This is a genomic window from Pseudomonas sp. NFACC46-3, assembly GCF_900114515.1.
Taxonomy (GTDB): Bacteria; Pseudomonadota; Gammaproteobacteria; order Pseudomonadales; family Pseudomonadaceae; genus Aquipseudomonas; species Aquipseudomonas fluorescens_Q.
The window spans coordinates 340,863-362,111 of the sequence record NZ_FOTH01000002.1 but is presented as its reverse complement, the minus strand read 5'-3'; the positions used below and the strand labels follow the sequence as shown (position 1 = coordinate 362,111).

The 21,249-nt window shown below is 62.3% G+C and carries 15 protein-coding genes; 10 read left to right on the top strand and 5 right to left on the bottom strand.

Annotated features, from left to right (window positions below; all coding sequences use genetic code 11):
- Positions 1–65 precede the first annotated feature (65 nt).
- On the bottom strand, positions 66–995 hold the full coding sequence (locus tag BM300_RS05335) for an alpha/beta fold hydrolase (protein ID WP_072339780.1): 930 nt from the start codon (positions 993–995) through the stop codon (positions 66–68).
- A gap of 301 nt (positions 996–1,296) precedes the next feature.
- Between BM300_RS05335 and BM300_RS05330 the strand changes: the two genes are divergently transcribed.
- A complete protein-coding gene (locus tag BM300_RS05330) occupies positions 1,297–2,382 on the top strand; it encodes a diguanylate cyclase (RefSeq protein WP_092222626.1) in 1,086 nt (361 codons plus the stop codon).
- Positions 2,383–2,467: 85 nt separating this feature from the next.
- Complete coding sequence (locus BM300_RS05325) at positions 2,468–3,706, top strand: M20/M25/M40 family metallo-hydrolase (protein WP_092144351.1); 1,239 nt, start codon at positions 2,468–2,470, stop codon at positions 3,704–3,706.
- 342 nt (positions 3,707–4,048) lie between these two features.
- Here BM300_RS05325 and BM300_RS05320 read toward each other — a convergent pair whose 3' ends face one another.
- Together BM300_RS05320 and xthA are read right to left on the bottom strand one after the other, a co-directional pair.
- On the bottom strand, positions 4,049–5,383 hold the full coding sequence (locus BM300_RS05320; RefSeq protein WP_092144353.1) for a substrate-binding domain-containing protein: 1,335 nt from the start codon (positions 5,381–5,383) through the stop codon (positions 4,049–4,051).
- Between the two features lie 187 nt (positions 5,384–5,570).
- Positions 5,571–6,383, bottom strand: coding sequence for an exodeoxyribonuclease III (gene xthA, locus BM300_RS05315; RefSeq protein WP_003203684.1), 813 nt, complete (start codon positions 6,381–6,383; stop codon positions 5,571–5,573).
- Between the two features lie 177 nt (positions 6,384–6,560).
- Here xthA and BM300_RS05310 point away from each other — a divergent pair, with 177 nt between their 5' ends.
- The 7 genes from BM300_RS05310 to BM300_RS05280 all read left to right on the top strand — a co-directional run bounded on the left by BM300_RS05310 (position 6,561) and on the right by BM300_RS05280 (position 17,879).
- A complete protein-coding gene (locus tag BM300_RS05310; protein WP_003203682.1) occupies positions 6,561–7,211 on the top strand; it encodes a GNAT family N-acetyltransferase in 651 nt (216 codons plus the stop codon).
- Positions 7,212–7,276: 65 nt separating this feature from the next.
- On the top strand, positions 7,277–9,004 hold the full coding sequence (locus tag BM300_RS05305) for an autotransporter assembly complex protein TamA (RefSeq protein ID WP_092462243.1): 1,728 nt from the start codon (positions 7,277–7,279) through the stop codon (positions 9,002–9,004).
- Positions 9,001–12,687, top strand: coding sequence for a translocation/assembly module TamB domain-containing protein (locus BM300_RS05300; RefSeq protein ID WP_092462241.1), 3,687 nt, complete (start codon positions 9,001–9,003; stop codon positions 12,685–12,687). Before BM300_RS05305 ends, BM300_RS05300 begins: the two co-directional genes overlap by 4 nt.
- A 236-nt stretch (positions 12,688–12,923) precedes the next feature.
- Complete coding sequence (locus tag BM300_RS05295) at positions 12,924–13,397, top strand: MarR family winged helix-turn-helix transcriptional regulator (protein WP_058546840.1); 474 nt, start codon at positions 12,924–12,926, stop codon at positions 13,395–13,397.
- Positions 13,394–14,863 (top strand): efflux transporter outer membrane subunit, encoded by a 1,470-nt coding sequence (locus BM300_RS05290; protein WP_092462239.1) that lies wholly within the window; start codon positions 13,394–13,396, stop codon positions 14,861–14,863. Before BM300_RS05295 ends, BM300_RS05290 begins: the two co-directional genes overlap by 4 nt.
- Before the next feature lie 15 nt (positions 14,864–14,878).
- Positions 14,879–16,075 carry an HlyD/EmrA/EmrK family protein gene (locus BM300_RS05285; RefSeq protein WP_072339768.1) on the top strand — a complete coding sequence of 399 codons (1,197 nt, stop codon included), beginning with the start codon at positions 14,879–14,881 and terminating at the stop codon, positions 16,073–16,075.
- Positions 16,076–16,349: 274 nt separating this feature from the next.
- Positions 16,350–17,879, top strand: a complete 1,530-nt coding sequence (locus tag BM300_RS05280) for a DHA2 family efflux MFS transporter permease subunit (protein WP_092462237.1) — start codon at positions 16,350–16,352, stop codon at positions 17,877–17,879.
- Positions 17,880–18,035: 156 nt separating this feature from the next.
- Here the strand turns inward: BM300_RS05280 and BM300_RS05275 are convergent, their stop codons facing one another.
- Both BM300_RS05275 and BM300_RS05270 read right to left on the bottom strand, forming a co-directional pair.
- Positions 18,036–18,791 (bottom strand): UDP-2,3-diacylglucosamine diphosphatase, encoded by a 756-nt coding sequence (locus tag BM300_RS05275; protein WP_092144361.1) that lies wholly within the window; start codon positions 18,789–18,791, stop codon positions 18,036–18,038.
- On the bottom strand, positions 18,788–19,291 hold the full coding sequence (locus BM300_RS05270) for a peptidylprolyl isomerase (protein ID WP_092222638.1): 504 nt from the start codon (positions 19,289–19,291) through the stop codon (positions 18,788–18,790). Before BM300_RS05270 ends, BM300_RS05275 begins: the two co-directional genes overlap by 4 nt.
- Before the next feature lie 249 nt (positions 19,292–19,540).
- On the opposite strand from BM300_RS05270, the gene BM300_RS05265 reads away from it, so the two are divergent.
- Positions 19,541–21,241, top strand: a complete 1,701-nt coding sequence (locus BM300_RS05265; protein WP_092144365.1) for a glutamine--tRNA ligase/YqeY domain fusion protein — start codon at positions 19,541–19,543, stop codon at positions 21,239–21,241.
- Positions 21,242–21,249: the final 8 nt, after the last annotated feature.

Here is a 21,249-nt window from a genome sequence, read left to right as displayed (position 1 = left end):
TGTGTCACCGCTATCGCGAGCAAGCTCGCTCCCACAGGGCGTTCATTTTGTTTTATACATTGCCGTCACTGCCCCAACCCCTTGAGAAATTCCCGATACAGCGCCGCGGTTTTCCCCGGTCGTTCGACCATGGGCATGTGGCCGATACCGTCCCAGATTTCCACCCGCAAATCGGCGATGCCCTTGCTCCACACCGGCACGCTGCTGACGTCGATCAGGCGATCCTTGCGCCCCCAGAGTAGCAGCGACGGGGCGCGGATGTCGGCCAGGTGCGGTTCCATCGGCGGGCTGGCGCGAAAATCGACGAAGATCTCCGCCAGTTCATCGCGGCGCTGTTCGTAACGTTCGGCCATTGCCGCCAGTACCACGCTGGGCACCCAGGGCGGGGAGGCCATGGTCATTGCGTAGAACGGCGCGAAATCGTCCCGCGAGTCGACGAGGAACGGGTTATGCCCGGCGGCCAGGTGGCGTTCCATGTCGCTGGCCTGGGGGGCGGTGACACCGGCCGGATCGATCAGCGCCAGGGTGAGCACGCGCTCGGGCGACGTGGCCGCCAGCCATGCGGCGAGGTAACCGCCCATGGAATTGCCGATCACATGGACCTTGTCCAGGCCGCAGGCGTCGAGCAACTCGATGACCCGCCGGGCCTGGGTCGGGATGTCATAGCCACCGCCGGCCTTGAAGCCGGTTTCGCCATGGCCGGCCAGGTCGGGCACCACCACCCGGTAGTCGCCGACAAAATGCCGGGCGAAGCGTAGCCAGAGATTCTTGTCGGCGCTGTAGCCATGCAGCATCAGGATGCTGCCGGATGCTTCATAGGGCCCGCCTTGCCAGGTCGAGACGGTCATCTCGCTGATGGGGACGGTGATCTTGTGCAACCGGTAGAGACGTGCCTCCAGCGCCATGCCCATGTCGTACAGCACATGGCCGATGCCTGGATACGTCAACCAGCTCCAGGCGATAAACACGGCAAGGACTACCCACAACACCAGCATGTTTTGCCCTCCATGGATCAGGACAGAATGTGATCGGCCAGTCTGAGCCGACGGGTCAGATACTCTCTAAGTGAAGCTGAAACCCGAGGACATCGCGATGACGTGACGCATTTGCTTTGCTACTTGCTATGACAACCGCTGGATGACTCATGTATAGCCAAAATCCGCGGCAAAGCCCGACATTTGAAGGAGAATAAATACCCCTTCATTCAGTGGTGGCTATTTGATGCCGCCCTGATAGACTCCAAGCTACCCCCCCCCCGTCCCAATGACTTGGGAAACCCGCGGTGCAGAGGTTCCTATGCAAAACACGGGAAAAAAGGGACGGACGCTGGCCAGGAGGCTTTATATATCGCGCATTCTGGGCCTGACGCTGGGGTTGCTGTTGGTGAGTGCTGCCATCTTTCCTCTCGAACCGGCGTCGTGGGTCTGGGGTTTCATGCTGTTCAATGGCCTGCTTTGGCCACACTTGTCCTACTGGTGGGCCCGACGTTGCTCGATGCCTTACCACGCCGAACACCTCAATTTATTGATCGATGCGGTGCTTGGTGGCTTCTGGGTCGCGGCAATGCAGTTCAACCCGTTGCCCGCGGCCGTCACGCTGGCGATGATGGCGATGAACAATGTCGCCATTGGTGGCCTGCGTTTCCTGCTCATTGGGGCCTTGGCCCAAGTGGCCGGCATTGTCGTGGGCGTGCTGATCTTCCCGCTGACCAGCGTGCCCATGACCAGCCCGGCGCAGATATATGCGTGTTTGCCGTTGCTGTGCCTGTATCCGATGGCACTGGGTTGGTTCTGCTATCGCCAGGCCTACACGCTGGGCCGGCAAAAGCGCGAATTGCTGGCCCTGAGTCGCACCGACAGCCTGACCGGCTTGCTTAACCATGGCGCCTGGAAAGATCGTCTCAACGAGGAGTTCCAGCGCTGCCAGCGTCACTCGAATGACGGGGCAGGGCGCGGCGCGATTGCGCTGATCGACATCGATCACTTCAAGGCCATCAATGACACCTATGGCCATGTCGCCGGCGACGTCGTGCTGCGCCAGCTTGGCAAGATGCTCAAGCAAAACCTGCGCGCCGCCGATGTGGTCGGGCGTTATGGGGGGGACGAGTTCTGTGTGATCCTGCCGGACCTGACGCTCCACAACGCCGTGCAGGCCATGGACGGGTTGCGCGAGCGCTTCGCGACGCTCAGCTATGAACAGAACCCGGCGCTGAAGGTGAGCCTGAGTATTGGCCTGGCAGCCTTCAACCCGGCTTATGGCGATGCCACCCATTGGCTCAATGATGCCGACCAGGCGCTTTACGAGGCCAAGACCGGCGGGCGCAACCGAGTCACTTGTTTTCGGCATCGGCAGGTGTTGGAAGAATCGGTCATGTCTCCCTGAGGTGGCCACCTGCGGTCTAGAGCCTTGACCCATTGTCGGGTAGGGTGCCTATGGCACTCTTTCGATACGGAACAAGGATGAAATCATGATGATGACCGCTCTTCGCTCCCGTCTGGCCGTCAGTCTTGGCCTGAGCCTGGCCCTCGGCGCCTTCGCCCCCGGTGCTTTCGCACAGCCCCATCAACAAGTCCTGAGCGACGCCGAACAGTACAAGGGCGAGGCCCTGAAACTGCTTGAGCGGTTGGTGAACATCGACTCTGGCTCAGGCTATGTGCCGGGGTTGACCCAGGTCGGTGATATTGCGATCGATGAATTGACGAAGTTGGGCGCCACCATCGAAAAGGTGCCTAACTCGGACGGTACCCAGCACATCCTGGCGACCCTCAAGGGCACCGGCAAGGCAAAAATCCTGCTGATGGCCCACATGGACACGGTGTTCAAGGAAGGCTCGGCCGCCGAGCGTCCCTTCCACATCAAGGATGGCCGGGCCTATGGGCCGGGGGTGATGGATGACAAGGGCGGCATCGTCGCCGGGATCTACGCCTTGAAGGTGCTCAAGAACCTGGACTTCAAGAACTACGCACAGATTACTTTCCTGCTCGACGCCAGCGAAGAAACCGGCTCGGACGCCGCCACCGACCTGATCAAGAAAACCGCCAAGGCCCATGACGTGACCCTCAACCTTGAACCGGGGCGCCCGGCCGATGGCTTGGTGGTGTGGCGCAAGGGCAGTGCCACGGCGCTGGTGGAGGTCAAGGGCAAGGCGTCCCACGCCGGTGTCGCACCGGAACTGGGGCGCAATGCGGCGATGGAAGCCGCGCACCAGATCTTGCAACTGGGCAAGCTTGGCGACGCGGAAAAGAAAACCACCATCAACTTCACGGTGATCAAGGCCGGCGACCGGACCAACGTGATCCCCGACCAGGCGAGCGCCAAGGCGGATGTGCGGGCGGCGGTGCCGGAAGAGTTCGACCGCATCGAAAAAGACTTGGCCCGGGTGTCGCAGGACAAATTGATCGCCGACACCGAAGTCACCACCAGCCTCAAGCGCGGCCTGCCACCGATGCCGCAGACGGCGGAGTCGGACCGGTTGATGGCCATGGCCCAAGGCATCTATGGTGAACTCGGGCGCAAACTGACTGAAGAAGGTAGCGGTGGAGCGGCGGATGCCAGTCTGTCGGCCGGGGTTGGCACGCCGACGCTGGACGGTTTTGGCATCGTCGGTGGCAACATCCATACGCCGGAGGAATACGCCGAAGTCGAGAGTGTGGTGCCAAGGATTTATCTGTTGTCGCGGATGATCATGGAGTTGGCGGGGCGATAACGCGCTATGTCGTCCTGTGGGAGCGAGCTGCAGCGGCTAGCGCGCTTCGACGTTGTGCCCGACCCTAAGGCGTACAAGCCGGCGGATTCTGGCGTAGTTGTAGGTAATGGCGCAAAGCGACGGAGCTTGGTCCTACATCGAAATCAGCGGGATAAACACACGGCTCTTGTGGCGAGGGAGCTTGCTCCCGCTCGGCTGCGAAGCAGTCGTAAAAACGGCTGATGCGGTCCACCGGAAAGACCGCGTCAGTCCATTCTGGGGCGGCTTCGCCACCCAGCGGGAGCAAGCTCCCTCGCCACGGGAATGAGGTTTGCCGTGGGAGAGGTGTCCGGCCTTTGGACCCTAGTAAACCCAAACCTCCACCCGCCGATTCCTGATCCTTCCTTCATCTTCACTATTGGCCGCCACCGGCATCAGCGCGCCGAAGCCGCGCACTTCCCGCAAGGTCACGCCGTACTTGACCAGTTCACGTCGAACCGCCATGGCCCGCAGTTTGGACAGAAGATCCGCCCGCGCCGGGTCGTCCTTGGCGTCGCCGAAACCCACCAGCGTCACGCGGCGCTCGGTCTTGCCGTGTTTCTGGATGTAGTCGAGCACCCGGCCCAGGTCCTGGTGGGCCTTGTTGTCCAGGCTGGCGCTGCCTTCTTCAAAGCGGAAATTCACCGTCAGGCGCTGGGCATGGCGGCTCAGGGCCTGGTAACCCTCGGGCATCAATGCATTGGGTGTGACGGCCATGGCCTGGACGGTTTGGGCGATGAACCCGTTGGCCGCGACGATGGCCTGGCCTTTGTCACTTTGGGTGAACTCGACCAGTGCCGTGGCCCAGGGGTTGGTTTCCCGGGGAGGTAAATAGAAGAACAGCCGGCGGGACAGGGGGTAGTCCTCGGTGGCGATCAGGTTGTTCAACGGCAACATGGGTTGGGAATCACCGTCGGCAATCGCCAAGGCTTTGGCCTGGCGTACGTAAGGCAAACCGATGAAACCGATGCCTTGCGGGTCTTGGCTGACGGCGTCGGACAATTGTTCGCTGGATTCGAAGCGTCGCGCTGTGGGATCCAGCCGCTTACCGTGTCGGCCAAGCACCAATTCCTTGAAGGTATCGTAGGTGCCAGATTGTTCATCCCGGGCATACAGATGAATCGGCCCGCCAACGCCGCCCACCGCTTCCCAGATCTTCGCCTCGCCGCTGAATATTCGTGCCAGTTGCACGGTGTCGAGCTGACGCAACGGGTTTTGCGGATGAAGGATAATCGCCAGTCCATCGATGGCGATGACCTGCTCGGCCGTGGGACTTTTCAGATCGCCGAGGGACGATAATTCCTTCCGTTCGCTGTCCTTGATCGGCCGGGAAGAGGCCGCCAGGTCGGCGCTGGCCTGCTTGAGGGCGGCGAAACCGGTGCTCGAACCATGGGCCGCGATGTCGACTTCCACCCGTCGGCCATCGGCGCTCAGGCCGACGATGCGCTGCTCGTTGTCGCGCCCGGTGATTTCGCTGCTGACCCTGAGCAGGCCCTGATCTTCCATCAAACCTCTGACCAAAGCCGGCCCCAGCGCCGCGCCGATGGTATTGGAGCCTTGGAGGCGCAAGGCTGGGCCCTGTTCGGGAATGGGCAAATGGCCGGCCCATGCCAAGAACGGCAGCCAGAGGCCCATGAAAACCACAACACACAGCCGCATGCCGGCACCTTCTGAACCTGAGGAAGTGCCGGAAGATTAAGTCAGTCAGGTTACTGAAAGGTGACAGGGGTGCGACGGAGTACCCAAATACAATGTGGGAGCGAGCTTGCTCGCGATGACGGCGGCACATTCAAGACCAATGTGACGGCTGGACCGCTATCGCGAGCAAGCTCCACAGGGGACTCGATTAGCTCAACTGCAACCAGATCGGCGCATGGTCCGACGGTTTTTCCATGCCCCGCAGTTCGTAGTCCACGCCGGCATCCTTGACCCGTGGCAGCAGGCCGTGGGAGGTGAGGATCAGGTCGATGCGCAGGCCGCGCTTGGGCTCGTCCTCGAAACCGCGGCTGCGGTAGTCGAACCAGCTGAAGCGGTCGGTGACGTCCGGGTTCAGGTGGCGGAAGCTGTCCACCAGGCCCCAGTTCTTCAGGCGCGCCATCCATTCACGTTCTTCCGGCAGGAAGCTGCATTTGCCGGTTTTCAGCCAGCGCTTCATGTTGTCCGGGCCGATGCCGATGTCGCAGTCTTCCGGGGAAATGTTCACGTCACCCATCACCACCACCGGCTGATCGTTGCTGAAGCGGCTTTCCAGCAGTTGCTGCAAATCGCTGTAGAAACGTTCCTTGGCCGGGAATTTGGTCGGGTGGTCGCGGCTTTCACCTTGTGGGAAATAACCGTTCATGATGGTCACCGGCACGCCGTTGGCATCGGCGAAGGTGCCCCAGATGAAGCGTCGCTGGGCGTCCTCGTCGTCGCCCTCGAAGCCCTTGTACAGGCTCAGTGGTGCCTGGCGGGAGAGCAGGGCGACGCCGTAATGACCCTTTTGCCCGTGGTAATGCACGTGGTAGCCCAGGGCCTGCACCTCGGCCAGGGGAAATTGTTCGTCGTGGACCTTGGTTTCCTGCAGCCCGATCACGTCCGGCTGGTGCTTCTCGATCAGCGCCGCCAACTGATGGGGACGGGCGCGCAGCCCGTTGATGTTGAAGGAGACGATCTTCATGGTCGGCTGTCCTGGCAAAACTGCGATGCTAGCTGACATGTGGGAAGGGAGCCAGCGTGGCAGTAGGACAAATGCGCTGCTAATGTCCTTTGCATGTAGGAACGATCACGACCCTATCGGGTTCGTACTCAATAAGAGCAGGGCCTCACCGAGCCTCGCCCCAGGAGATCCAACGCCATGCCCGAAACCGCCACCGCCATCGCCGACATCCATATGCTCGACAGTGGTTATTCCCGTGAAGCCCGTTCGTTGCTATATCAGGCCTATCGCCACGAGCCGACCTTCAGCTACCTGTTCGAATCCGAGCGTCCCGGTTATGAACAGCGGGTACGGGCCACGGTGCGTGAGCTGGTCAAGCAGCATTTTCTTCAGGATTTGCCGGCCATCGGCTTGCTGGTCAACGACCGCCTGATTGGCATCGCCCTGATCGCTCCGCCGCAGCGGCGCCTGGGCATCACCGAAAGCTGGGCCTGGCGCCTGCGCATGGTCCTGAGTACTGGTTTTCGCTGCACGCGGCGCTACCTGGAATACCACGCGGCGGTGCTGGCCTGCCTGCCGTCGGATGCGGTCCATGTATTGCCTCTGCTAGGTGTGCATCCCCAGTTCCAGGGCAAGCATTTCGGTGAACAGTTGCTCGAGGCGGTGCATAACTGGTGTGCGGTGGACGAGCATTCCCAGGGCGTGGTGCTGGACACCGGCAACCCACGTTACCTTGAGTTTTATAAACGCCAGGGTTATGAGGAAATCGGCGAAGTGGCGGTAGGACCGATTCGCGAGCATGTGTTCTTCCACGCCAACCCGCAGGTTCTGCAAAGCGCAACGGCATAGTCGGCCGAACTTTTGCGAAATGTCCGGCTCTATCAAGCACCTACGCTCGTGATAGCATCCGCGCCATGAACCTCCCAGGAAGAATGACCAGTGGCGCGCTCTTGCTGTCCCTCAGCTGCGTGGCGCTGGCAAACAGTGAATTGGAAGTACGGGTCAAGCCGTCCAATGATGAACTCAAGGCCAACGTAGAAGGTTACATCGGCGGTGTGGGTGATCGTGACGAGGAGGCCTTGCTGCGCTTCAGCCGTGGTGCCGAGGAGCAGGCGCGCAAGGCCGCCCAGGCGCTGGGCTACTACCAGCCGCAGATCGACAGTGAGGTCAAGGGCGGCAAGGACCCACGCCTGGTGCTGACCATCGACCCCGGCGAGCCTGTGCATTTGCGCAACGTCACCGTGCGCATTGATGGCCCGGCGGCATCGCTCAAAGCCTTTCGCGTACCCAGCAACGCCGCCCTCAAGCCCGGCTCGGTGCTCAACCATGGCCGCTACGAAGACGCCAAGCGAATCATCCAGAACCAGGCTTCGCGTTATGGTTTTTTCAGTGGGCGCTTCACTCGGCAGAAGCTGTTGGTTGACCCCCAGGCGGGCATCGCCGACATCGAACTGATTTACGACAGCGGCCCGCGCTATGCCTTGGGCCCGGTGAGTTTTGAGGGCGACACGCCGTTCGACGAAGACCTGCTGCAGCGCATGGTGCCGTTCAAGGCCGGCACGGCGTACGACTCCGAACTCATTGCAGAGCTCAACCAGGCCCTGCAATCGAGCGGTTATTTCGAAGGCGTCCGGGTGGATGCCGCACCGACGGCGGCCACCGACAACGTGATCCCGGTGGCGGTCAAGCTTGATACGCGCAAGCCGCGCACCATGGGCCTGGGCCTGGGGTTTTCCACCGATGTCGGCCCACGGGTCAAAGCCAACTGGACGCGCCACTGGGTCAACCCCCAGGGCCACAGTTATGGCTGGGAAGCGGAAGTGTCGGCGCCCCGGCAGAACGTCGGCTTGTGGTACGACGTGCCGCTGGATCCGCCGCTGACTGACAAGATACGTTACGCCGGCGGTTATCAATATGAAGAACTGGCCGGCACCGACAGCCTCAGCAAACTGCTCACCGTGGGCCCGGAATGGCACAGCAAGTTGCCCAGCGGCTGGCAGCGGGTGGTGTCGCTCAAGTGGCAGCGCGAGGAATATCGCCTCGGCGACGATGCGGGCCTGAGCACATTGCTGATGCCGGGCCTCAGCTATTCCTACCTGCGCAGCGACAACCGCATCGATCCACATAACGGTTACCGCTTGCAGTTCGACACCAAGGTCGCCAAGGAAGGGCTCGGCTCGGACAACAATCTTTTATATGGCACCGCCATGGTCAAGGGCCTGACCACGGTATTCGACAAGCATCGCTTGCTGGCGCGGGCGCAGATCGGCGGCAGCGCCACCAATGGCTACAAATCCATCCCGCCATCCCTGCGCTTTTTTGCCGGTGGCGACCAGAGCGTACGGGGTTACGACTACCAGAGCCTGTCGCCGGAAAACTCCGAAGGCGACCGTATCGGTGGTCGCTACATGGTCGCCGGCAGCCTCGAGTATCAATATTCCATCGCGGAAAAATGGCGAGTGGCGACGTTCATCGACCAGGGCAACTCTTTTAACAGCCTGGAACTGCCAAGCCTCAAGACCGGCGTGGGCGTCGGCGTGCGCTGGGTTTCGCCGGTGGGGCCGATCCGCCTCGACCTGGCCCATGCGATGGACGACGACGGCGGCATCCGCTTGCACTTTTCCATGGGGCCTGAGCTGTGACGCGTGGTTTGAAGATAACGCTGCTGGCGCTCGCCGGGGTGCTGGTGGCGGTCGTGCTGGCCTTGAGCGTTGTGCTGGGCACCGCATTCGGCAGCCGTTGGGCCCTTGGCCTGGTGCCGGGGCTGACCGTGGAGAACTTCCAGGGCCGGCTGGGCGGGCAGTGGAGCGCCGATCATGTGCTGTGGCAGCAGGACGTCAGTCGGGTGGAGGTGGATCGGCTGATATTCGCCTGGTCGCCGCTGTGCCTGGCGCGCATGACCCTGTGCATCGAACAGCTCAAGGCCGACCAGGTCGCCTTGCAATTGCCTGCCTCTGCCGATGAACCGAGCAGCGGCCCGATCAGCTTGCCGGACCTGGATTTGCCGCTCGCCATCGAACTGGGCGATGTGCAGGTCGGCAGCCTGTCGTTCAACGGCAGCGAGCAGCTCAAAGGGCTGCAATTGGTTGCCCATTGGACCGCCGAGGGCATGCAGATCGATTCGGTGCAATTGCAGCGCGATGAACTGAGCCTGAAACTCTCCGGCCTGCTGAAACCGGGAGGCGACTGGCCGTTGAGCGCCGAGGGCCGGTTGACCTTGCCGGCGCCGGGCACCATGCCCTGGGCGCTGGACCTGAAAGTCGACGGCAACCTGCTCAAGACCCTCAACCTCAAGGCCGACAGCAGCGGTTACCTGCAAGGCCAGTTGAGCGGTGAACTGCAACCGCTGGCGGACAACCTGCCCGCCAAGGTGCGCATCAGCGCCGACGGCTTCAAGGCCAGTGCCGATCTGCCGGACACGTTGGTGCTCAATCAGCTGGAATTGACCGGCGAAGGCGATCTGAAAAACGGCTATCAACTGCTCGGCAAAGCGACGCTGCCCGCCGAAAAAGGGTCGGTGGCGTTGTTGCTGCAAGGCACGGTGGACGCCAATGGCGCGCAGATCGCCGGCCTGGATCTGGATGCCGGCGCTCAGCAAAGCCTGAAACTCAGCGGCCAACTGGACTGGCGCGAAGGTCTGCGCGCCGAAGCGAAGGTTGCCTGGCTGGATTTTCCCTGGCATCGCCTCTATCCGCTGATCGATGAGCCACAGGTGACGTTGCGCAGCTTTGACGGCGAAGTCTCTTACACCGATGGCCAATACCTGGGCAACTTCCAGGCCGCGTTGGACGGACCCGCCGGGGCCTTCAGCCTGGGCAGCCCGTTCAGCGGTGACCTGACGCAAATCCATTTGCCGCAGCTCAAGCTCGCGGCGGGGCAGGGCAAGGCCGAAGGGCACCTGAGCCTGCAATTTGCCGATGGCATTGCCTGGGACACGGCGCTGCAACTGTCGGCCATCAACCCGGCGTATTGGCTTGGCGAACTGCCCGGGACCCTAGCCGGGCCATTGCGCAGCAAAGGGACGATGAAGAACGACCGCCTCGATCTCGACGCGGACCTGGACCTCAAGGGCAAACTGCGCGGCCAGCCAGCGGTGCTCCAGGCCAAGGCCAGCGGCGCTGGCGAGCAGTGGACGCTCAGCGCGCTGGACATTCGCCTGGGGGATAACCGCATCAATGGCAGTGCCAGCCTGCAAGAGAAACTGACCGGCCAGATCGACATCAAGCTCGCACGCCTGGCTCAACTCTGGCCGCAATTGCGCGGTCAAGTCGTTGGCCGTGTCGACGTGGCCGGCACGCTCAAGGCCCCCCAAGGCAAGCTCGGCCTGCAAGGCACGCAACTGGCCTTCCAGGACAACCGCCTGCAAAGCCTGAACCTGGACGCGACCCTCGACAGCGCCCAGCGTGGCAAGCTCGACCTCAAGGCCAGCGGCATCCGCGTCGGCGAAACGTCGCTGGGCGTGCTGACGGTCAGCGGCCAGGGCGATATCAAACAACAGAAGCTCAACCTGGACCTGCAAGGGCCGCAGCTCGACACGACCCTGGCCCTCGATGGCGCGCTCGACCAGGGCAACTGGCGCGGGCGCCTGGCCAGCGGCGACGTGCAGGCCGGCGGCCAAGCCTGGCGCCTGCAAGCTCCGGCGAAACTGGAGCGCCTGGCCGATGGCACGCTCAACGTCGGCGCTCATTGCTGGCGTTCCTTTGATGCCAGCCTGTGCGGTGAAGACCAGCGGCTGATGCCGGAGCCGAAGCTGCGCTATCACCTCAAGCAATTCCCCATCGAAAGCCTGGCCCAGTGGATGCCCAAGGATTTTGCCTGGCAGGGCCGGCTCAACGCGGACCTGCAATTGGACCTGCCGGCCAGCGGCCCGAACGGCCGGGTCCTGGTGGACGCCAGCGGCGGTACTTTACGGATTCGGGACAAGGAGGGCGATAAGGCGCAATGGCTGGACTTCCCGTACCAGACCCTCACGCTCAACAGCCGCCTGACCCCCAAGCGCATCGACACCGACCTGAATTTCGCCGGCGCCAGGCTCGGCGAACTGATGCTCCAGGCACAAATCAACCCCATGCTCGCCAGCAAACCCATCAGCGGCTCGTTCCGCCTGACCGGCCTGGACCTGTCCGTGGCCCGGCCATTCGTGCCGATGGTGGAAACCCTCACCGGTCACCTGAACGGCAGCGGGACCTTGTCCGGTGGTTTGCTCGCGCCCCAGGTCAACGGCAACCTGGTGCTCAGCGACGGCGAAGTGTCTGGCCCGGAACTGCCGGTCAGCCTCGAAGCCTTGCAGATGCGGGCAACGATTACCGGCGAAGCGGTGCAGCTCAATGGCAATTGGAAAAGCGGCAAGAGCGGGCAGGGCAGCCTGAACGGCAACATCGGCTGGGGCGACGCCCTGACCATGAACCTGGCCCTCAAGGGCTCGCAACTGCCGGTCACCGTCGAGCCTTATGCGGTGCTCGACGTGGCGCCCGACCTCAACATCACCCTGCACGGTGAGCAGCTTGCCATTGTCGGTAAGGTCCTGGTGCCCAAAGGCGAGATCACCATTCGCGAACTGCCGCCGTCCACCGTCAAGGTGTCGGATGACACGGTGATCGTCGGTCACCAGATCGAAGAGGGCAAGGCACCGCTGGCCATGGCGATGGACATCGACGTGATCGTCGGCCAGGACAAACTCGCGTTCTCGGGATTCGGCCTGACCGCCAACGTGCAGGGCCAGGTTCACATTGGCGACAACATGGACACCCGCGGTGAGCTCTGGCTCAACGACGGTCGTTATCGGGCCTACGGGCAACGGCTGACGGTGCGACGGGCGCGGTTGCTGTTCGCCGGGCCCATCGACCAGCCCTACCTGGACATCGAAGCGATTCGCCAGACCGACGACGTGATCGCCGGCATCCGCTTGAGCGGCAGCGCCGAGCAACCGACCACGCAAATCTTCTCGGAACCGGCCATGAGCCAGGAGCAGGCATTGTCCTACTTGGTGCTGGGCCGGCCACTGAGCACTACCGGCGAGGACAACAACATGCTCGCCCAGGCGGCGTTGGGCCTGGGGTTGATGGGCAGCTCGGGCGTGACCACCAGCCTGGCCAATAACCTGGGGATCGAGGATTTCCAGCTCGACACCCAGGGCAGCGGCAATGCCACCAGCGTGGTCGCCAGCGGCAACCTGTCGGAAAAACTCAGCCTGCGCTACGGCGTTGGCGTGTTCGAACCGGCCAACACCATCGCCCTGCGCTACAAGCTCAGCAAGAAGGTCTACCTCGAAGCCGCTAGCGGCGTCGCCAGCTCGCTGGACATCTTCTACAAGCGCGATTTCTAACCTTTCCCCAACCCCCTGTGGGAGCGAGCTTGCTCGCGATAGCGGTATGACATTCAACACCTTCGTTGATTGACACACCACTATCGCGAGCAAGCTGCTCCCACATTTGTCTTCCCACAGGTTCATCTGCGTTTTGGCTGTTAGTGCGTAGCAAGCTAACTATTTGTTTGACATTCGCTGCCTAAGCAGTAATATCTCGACATACATTCACTGCCTAGGCAGCAAACGGTGGTCAGATGAAGCATTTCACCCCAGACAACTTTCACAATTGCCATCTCGGCATGCTGCTCGGCCGTACCGCGCTGCTCAAGGACCGGATCATCGACACTCATATGGAACCCGTCGGCATCACCGCCGCGCAGTTCAAGGTGTTGATCATCATGGCCCAGTACGGCATCGAGACGCCGGCCGAGCTGTGTCGCTACCTGTCCCTGGACAGCGGCTCGATGACGCGGATGCTCGATCGCCTGGAACAGAAAGGTTTCCTGGCCCGTGAACGCTCCGCCCAGGACCGCCGGCAAGTGCGCCTGGTGCTGACCGAAGCCGGCCAGGCCCTTGCCGATCGCCTGCCGTTTATCGGTGCCGAGGCCATGAACCAGTTGGCCAGCGCCATCAGCCCCGAGGAGCTGCAAACCCTCGAACAGATCCTCAAGAAAATTCTGCTCGCCGCCGGTGACCCCATCACCGTGTCGCGAATGGGGGAAAAATGAAGTGTAAAACCTTGCGTACCCGATTAAGCCTGGTGGTCTTGGCCATGAGCCTGGCGGGCTGTGCCAGCTACAGCGGCCTGAAGACCGAAGGCGTCAGCCTGGAGGCCCAGAGCCTCAAGGCCGGGCAATCCCTGAACGGCGTCACGCTGTCGCAGGCCGCGTGGCCAAAAAACGATTGGTGGAAGAGCCTCGGCGACCCGCAACTCGACGGCCTGATCCGTGAAGCCCTGCGCGATAGCCCGGACATGCAGATCGCCAGCGCCCGGGTGCATCAGGCCAGTGCCGCTGCCTATGCTGCCAACGCGGCGCGCCTGCCGACTCTCGATGCCAGCGGCGGCGCCAGCCGTTCGCGCCTGTCCCGTGACCAGGACCCGCAAGGGCAGGGCGGGGCGTACAGCACCCTGCGCACGTTAGGTGTGGACTTCAATTACAACTTCGACCTCTGGGGTGGCCAGCGTGCCGCCTGGGAAGCCGCCCTCGGCCAGGCCCGCGCTGCCGAGATCGATCGCCAGGCCGCGCAACTGACCCTGGCCGCCGACGTGGCCCGGGCCTACAGCGACCTGGGCCAGGCCCACATTATTTATGACCTGGCCTCCGAGGACCTCAAGCGCACCCGGCAGATGCTCGACCTGGGCAAGCGCCGCCTCACTGCCGGGATCGACAGCGAATATCAGTTCCAACAGACCGAAAGCCTGGAAGCCAGCGCCGACGCCACCCTGATCGACGCAGAGAAACGCCTGCAAAGCGCCAAGATCGCCCTGGCGGTGTTGCTGGGCAAAGGTCCGGACCGCGGCCATGAAATCCCCCGGCCCAACGTGCTGCAAGCCAGCGCGGTCGCCTTGCCGTCGAACCTGCCGGCCGAGTTGCTGGGGCGTCGTCCGGACCTGGTCGCGGCACGCTGGCGGGTAGAGGCGGCGAGCAAGAACATCGAGGCCGGCAAGACCAACTTCTACCCCAATCTCAACTTGAGCGCAGCCGCCGGAACCCGGTCGTTGCTGGGCGATGCGATGTTCGGTTCGGCCAGCCGCTTCTTCAATGTGGGGCCGACGGTGTCGCTGCCGATCTTTGATGGCGGCCGCTTGCGGGCGGACCTGGATGCCCGGGACGCCGATTACGACCTGGCGGTGGCGCAGTACAACAAGAGCCTGGTCACGGCCCTTGGGGATGTCAGCGACACCATCAACCAATTGCGTGACATCGCTCGCCAGATCGGTGCCCAGCAACATGCCACCGATATCGCACAGAGCTCCTACGACACGGTGGTCCAGCGCTACGGCTCGGGCATCGGGAATTACCTGGACGTGCTGAGCATCGAGCAGCAATTGCTCCAGGCCCAGCGCCAACTGGCGAACCTGAATGCCGAGCAGATCGATTTGTCGATCCAACTGATGCAGGCCCTGGGCGGCGGTTTCGAGGCCCAGACCCTGGCGGCGGCCACCCCGGCCGCTACCACGCCAAATAACTGATTCGAGGTACTTGTCATGGCGACTGCCGAAACGACTCAATCCGAACATGCGCAAGACGGCAATCCACGCAAGCGCAAGGTCATGCTGCTGACACTGACGCTGCTGGTCATTCTTTCGGGCCTGGGCGTCTGGGCCTGGCACGAACTGTATGGTCGCTGGAGCGAAAGCACTGACGATGCCTATGTGAACGGCAACGTGGTGGAAATCACGCCGCTGGTCACCGGCACCGTGGTGAGCATCGGGGCCGACGACGGCGACCTGGTGCGTGAGGGCCAGGTGCTGGTGCAGTTCGACCCGAACGACGCCGAAGTCGGGCTGCAAAGTGCCCAGGCCAACCTGGCGCGGACCGTGCGCCAGGTGCGTGGCTTGTACAGCAACGTCGATGGCATGCGGGCGCAGGTCAATGCGCAAGAGGCCGAAGTGCAGAAGGCCCAGGAAAACTACAGCCGACGCAAGAACCTGGCGGCCGGCGGGGCGATTTCCAAGGAGGAACTGTCTCACGCCCGGGATGACCTGACCTCGGCGCAGAACGCCTTGGCCAATGCCCGGCAACAGCTCAAGACCACCAGCGCCTTGGTGGACGATACCGTGGTGTCGTCCCATCCCGACGTGCAGTCCGCCGCCGCGCAGTTGCGCCAGGCCTTCCTGGCCAACGCCCGCAGTACTTTGATCGCACCCGTCACCGGTTACGTCGCCAAGCGCACCGTGCAACTCGGCCAACGGGTGCAGCCGGGCACGGCGTTGATGGCGGTGATCCCGCTGGATCAGCTGTGGATCGACGCCAACTTCAAGGAAACCCAACTGCGCGACATGCGCATCGGCCAGCCGGTGGAGATCGAAGCCGACCTGTACGGCAGCGATGTGAAGTACAGCGGCACCATCGACAGCCTTGGCGCCGGGACCGGCAGCGCGTTTGCCTTGCTACCGGCGCAGAACGCCACCGGTAACTGGATCAAGATCGTCCAGCGGGTGCCGGTGCGCATTCACATCAATGCCCAGGAACTGGCCAAGCATCCGCTGCGCATTGGCCTGTCGACCCTGGTCAACGTCGACCTGCACGACCAGAGCGGCCCGGTACTGGCCCAACAACCACCGCAGAAAGCCTCGTTCAGCACCCAGGTCTACGATCAGCAACTGACCGATGCCGACGCGATGATCGCGCGCCTGATCCACGACAACAGTGCGGCTGCGAGCAAGACCGCGCAGCGCTAGCCAGTCATGGCATGAACCTGTGGGAGCGAGCTTGCTCCGGGCGGCTCGCTCCCACACCACCACAGTTCATTCAAGGGAACCACTGAATCTGTGGCGAGGGAGCTTGCTCCCGCTTGAGTGCGAAGCGCTCACAAAAAGGGCTGCTGCGCAGCCAACGGGAGCAAGCTCCCTCGCCACGGTGGTTCAAGCGACCTTGATGAACGGCAGTGTGTTCCCACAGGTTCTGTGCCTTGCCCCGAACGATTTCGCCACCTTCGTTTCATAGGATTTCGCAATGAGCAATAACGCGTCTTTCACGCCGCCCAGCCTGTTGCTCAGCACCATCGGGCTGTCGCTGGCGACGTTCATGCAAGTGCTCGACACCACCATTGCCAACGTCGCCTTGCCGACTATTTCCGGCAACCTGGGCGTCAGCTCGGAGCAGGGCACCTGGGTGATCACCTCGTTCGCGGTGAGCAACGCCATTGCCTTGCCGCTTACTGGCTGGCTGAGCCGGCGGTTTGGCGAGGTGAAGCTGTTTTTGTGGGCGACGATGCTGTTCGTGCTCGCGTCGTTCTTGTGTGGTATTTCCACCTCGATGCCGGAGCTGATTGGCTTTCGCGTACTTCAAGGGCTGGTGGCCGGGCCGTTGTACCCGATGACCCAGACCCTGCTGATTGCCGTGTACCCGCCGGCCAGGCGCGGCATGGCCCTGGCGTTGCTGGCGATGGTCACGGTGGTGGCGCCGATTGCCGGGCCGATCCTCGGCGGTTGGATCACCGACAGCTACAGCTGGCCGTGGATCTTCTTCATCAACGTGCCCATCGGCGTCTTCGCCGCGCTCGTGGTGCAACAGCAGCTCAAGGCGCGACCGGTGGTCACCAGCCATCAACCGATGGATTACGTGGGCTTGGTCACGTTGATCATCGGCGTCGGCGCGCTCCAGGTGATTCTCGACAAAGGCAATGACCTGGACTGGTTCGAATCGAACTTCATCATCATCGGTGCGCTGATTTCGATCATTGCCCTGGCGGTGTTTGTGATCTGGGAAATGACCGACCGCCACCCGGTGGTCAATCTCCGCCTGTTCGCCTACCGCAACTTTCGCATCGGCACCATCGTGCTGGTGGGGGGGTATGCCGGATTCTTCGGCATCAACCTGATCCTGCCGCAGTGGTTGCAGACCCAGATGGGCTACACCGCCACCTGGGCCGGGCTGGCGGTGGCCCCCATCGGCATCCTGCCGGTGCTGATGTCGCCCTTCGTCGGCAAGTACGCCCACCGGTTCGACCTGCGCGTATTGGCCGGGCTGGCGTTCCTGGCCATCGGCCTGAGCTGCTTCATGCGCGCCGGGTTCACCAACGAGGTGGATTTCCAGCACATTGCGATGGTGCAGTTGTTCATGGGCATCGGCGTGGCACTGTTCTTCATGCCGACCCTGAGCATCCTGATGTCGGACTTGCCGCCGCACCAGATCGCCGACGGCGCGGGCTTGGCGACGTTCTTGCGGACCTTGGGCGGCAGCTTTGCCGCGTCCTTGACCACCTGGATCTGGATCCGCCGGGCCGACCTGCACCATGCCTACCTGAGCGAAAGCATCAGCACCTTCGAGCCGGCCACCCGCGAGGCACTCAACCAGCTTGGCGGCGCGAGCACACCGGCTTATGCCCGGCTTGACCAGGTCCTTACCAGCCAGGCATACATGCTTTCCACCGTGGATTACTTCACGCTGTTGGGCTGGGCGTTCATGGGCTTGATCGTGCTGGTGTGGCTGGCGAAGCCGCCGTTTGCGGCGAAGGCTGGGCCGGCTTCGGCGGGGCATTGATCACGAAGTGAAGTGCAGTGTGTGGGCATGCTGTTCACTTGAAATTCCCCCGAATCCCTGTGGCGAGGGAGCTTGCTCCCGCTGGGCTGCGCAGCAGTCCCTTTTTTGAGTGCTTCGCACTCAAGCGGGAGCAAGCTCCCTCGCCACAGGGGGGATTCAGGTTGGGTGAGGCGCAGGCAGCAGCGGCGGCGGGGCAAATCCAAACGGCGCCAACGCAAACCCTTGTTCATCCACCTGCAACGCCCAGCCTTGCTTGTCCCAATCCCCCAGCACGATGCGCCGGGCGGCGTGTTCGCCCAGTTGCAGCTTGTGGATGGCGGGGCGGTGGGTGTGGCCGTGGATCAAGGTCTTCACGCCGTATTGCTGCATGATCCGCGGGATCTCTTCGGGCGTGACGTCGACGATGTCATTGGCTTTCATGCGTGTCTGCGTGCGGCTTTCGCTGCGCAGTTTGCGCGCCAGTTTCTGGCGACTGCCCAGGGGCAGGTGCCGCAGGACGAACAGCGTGACCGGGTTGCGCAGCCAGCGCCGCAGCTTCATGTAGCCTTCGTCGCGGGTGCAGAGGCTGTCGCCGTGCATCAGCAGCACCGGCTCGCCATTGAACTGCACGACACTCGGGTCCTTGAGCAGGGTGCAGCCGGCCGCTTTGCAAAAGGCCTGCCCCAGCATGAAGTCGCGATTGCCGTGCATCAGGAAGATGGCCGTGCCACTGTCGCTCAATTCGCGCAGGGCCTGGCAGATGGAACGCTGGAACGGCGTCATGGCATCGTCGCCGATCCAGGCTTCGAAAAAGTCGCCCAGGATGTACAACGCTTGCGCCGAGCGGGCGCGTGTGGCGAGTAAATCCAGAAACGCCCGGGTGATGTCCGGGCGCTCCTCTTCCAGATGCAAGTCTGAAATCAGCAATATCACTCAATTTTCTCGGCTTTCTCGATGATCACGTCTTCTGCCGGGACGTCCTGGTGGCCGGCCTTGGACGTGGTGGAAACGCCTTTGATCTTGTCGACCACGTCGGTGCCTTCGATCACTTCGCCGAACACTGCATAGCCCCAGCCCTGGGTGGTCTTGCTGCTGTGGTTCAGGAAGCTGTTGTCCGCCACGTTGATGAAGAACTGTGCGGAGGCCGAATGCGGCTCCATGGTACGGGCCATGGCAACGCTGTACTTTTTGTTCGGCAGGCCATTGTCGGCTTCGTTCTGGATGCTTGGGCGCTTGTCTTTCTTTTCCTTCATGCCTGGCTCGAAACCGCCGCCCTGGATCATGAAGTTGCCGATGACGCGGTGGAATATGGTGTTTTCGTAGTGGCCGGCGTTGACGTATTCGATGAAGTTGGCCACGGTCAGCGGCGCCTTCTCGGCGTTCAGTTGCAGAACGATGTCACCGTGGTTGGTGGTCAGTTTGACTTTGCTCATGGTCGGTACTCTTTCAAGGAATTCGTGGGTTTCGGGGCGTCACTGCCCGCAACCGGTCTGGCTGTAATCGGCCAGGCAGGGCAGTTTAGCGTGCCGGGCACGAATTTCGAGGCTGTTTTTCATCAGGCCGTCGATTAAATTCAATCGTTTGCCGGCCTGGCCTGTCAGGTGCTTGACAGCATCGGCTATGATACGGGCTTTGATTTATCAGGCCGCACCCGGCCGCGCACTTGTCTGTTCAAGGATCCTATGAGCAAGCCCACTGTCGACCCTACCTCGAATTCCAAGACCGGCCCGGCCGTGCCGGTCAATTTCCTGCGCCCGATCATCCAGGCGGACCTGGACTCGGGTAAGCACACACAGATCGTCACTCGCTTCCCACCAGAGCCCAACGGCTACCTGCACATCGGCCATGCCAAGTCGATCTGCGTGAATTTCGGCCTGGCCCAGGAGTTCGGCGGCGTCACGCACCTGCGTTTCGACGACACCAACCCGGCCAAGGAAGATCAGGAATACATCGACGCGATCGAAAGCGACGTCAAGTGGCTGGGTTTCCAATGGTCCGGTGAGGTGCGCTACGCCTCGCAATATTTCGACCAGTTGCACGACTGGGCCGTGGAACTGATCAAGGCCGGCAATGCCTATGTGTGCGACCTGACCCCCGAGCAGGCCAAGGAATACCGTGGCAGCCTGACCGAGCCGGGCAAGAACAGCCCGTTCCGTGATCGCAGCGTGGAAGAGAACCTCGACCTGTTCGCCCGTATGCGCGCCGGCGAGTTCCCGGACGGCGCTCGGGTGCTGCGCGCCAAGATCGACATGGCTTCGCCGAACATGAACCTGCGCGACCCGATCATGTACCGCATTCGCCACGCCCATCACCACCAGACTGGCGACAAATGGTGCATCTACCCCAACTATGACTTCACCCACGGCCAGTCGGACGCCATCGAAGGCATCACTCATTCAATCTGCACCCTGGAGTTCGAAAGCCATCGTCCGTTGTACGAGTGGTTCCTCAAGCACCTGCCGGTGCCGGCTACCCCACGCCAGTACGAATTCAGCCGCCTGAACCTGAACTACACCATCACCAGCAAGCGCAAGCTCAAGCAACTGGTGGACGAGAAGCACGTCAACGGCTGGGACGACCCGCGCATGTCGACGCTGTCGGGCTTCCGTCGTCGCGGCTACACGCCGGCGTCGATCCGCAACTTCTGCGAGATGATCGGCACCAACCGTTCCGACGGTGTGGTCGATTTCGGCATGCTTGAGTTCAGCATCCGTCAGGATCTGGATGCGAATGCCCCGCGCGCCATGTGCGTGTTGCGTCCGTTGAAGGTCGTGATCACCAACTACCCGCAAGACCAGGTCGAAAACCTCGAACTGCCGCGTCATCCGCAAAAAGAAGAACTCGGCGTGCGCAAACTGCCGTTCGCCCGTGAAATCTACATCGACCACGATGACTTCATGGAAGAGCCGCCAAAAGGCTACAAGCGCCTGGAGCCGAACGGCGAAGTGCGTCTGCGCGGCAGCTACGTGATCCGCGCCGACGAAGCGATCAAGGACGCCGACGGCAACATCGTCGAGCTGCGTTGCTCCTACGATCCCGACACCCTGGGCAAGAACCCGGAAGGTCGCAAGGTCAAGGGCGTGATCCACTGGGTGCCGGCCGCCGCCAGCGTCGAGTGCGAAGTGCGTCTGTACGATCGCCTGTTCCGCTCTCCGAACCCGGAGAAGGCCGAAGACAGCGCGAGTTTCCTGGACAACATCAACCCTGACTCACTGCAAGTGCTGACCGGTTGTCGTGCTGAACCCTCGTTGGGCAATGCACAGCCGGAAGACCGTTTCCAGTTCGAGCGCGAAGGCTACTTCGTCGCGGATATCAAGGACTCGAAACCAGGTCAGCCGGTATTCAACCGTACCGTGACCCTGCGTGATTCGTGGGGCCAGTGATCAAGTCT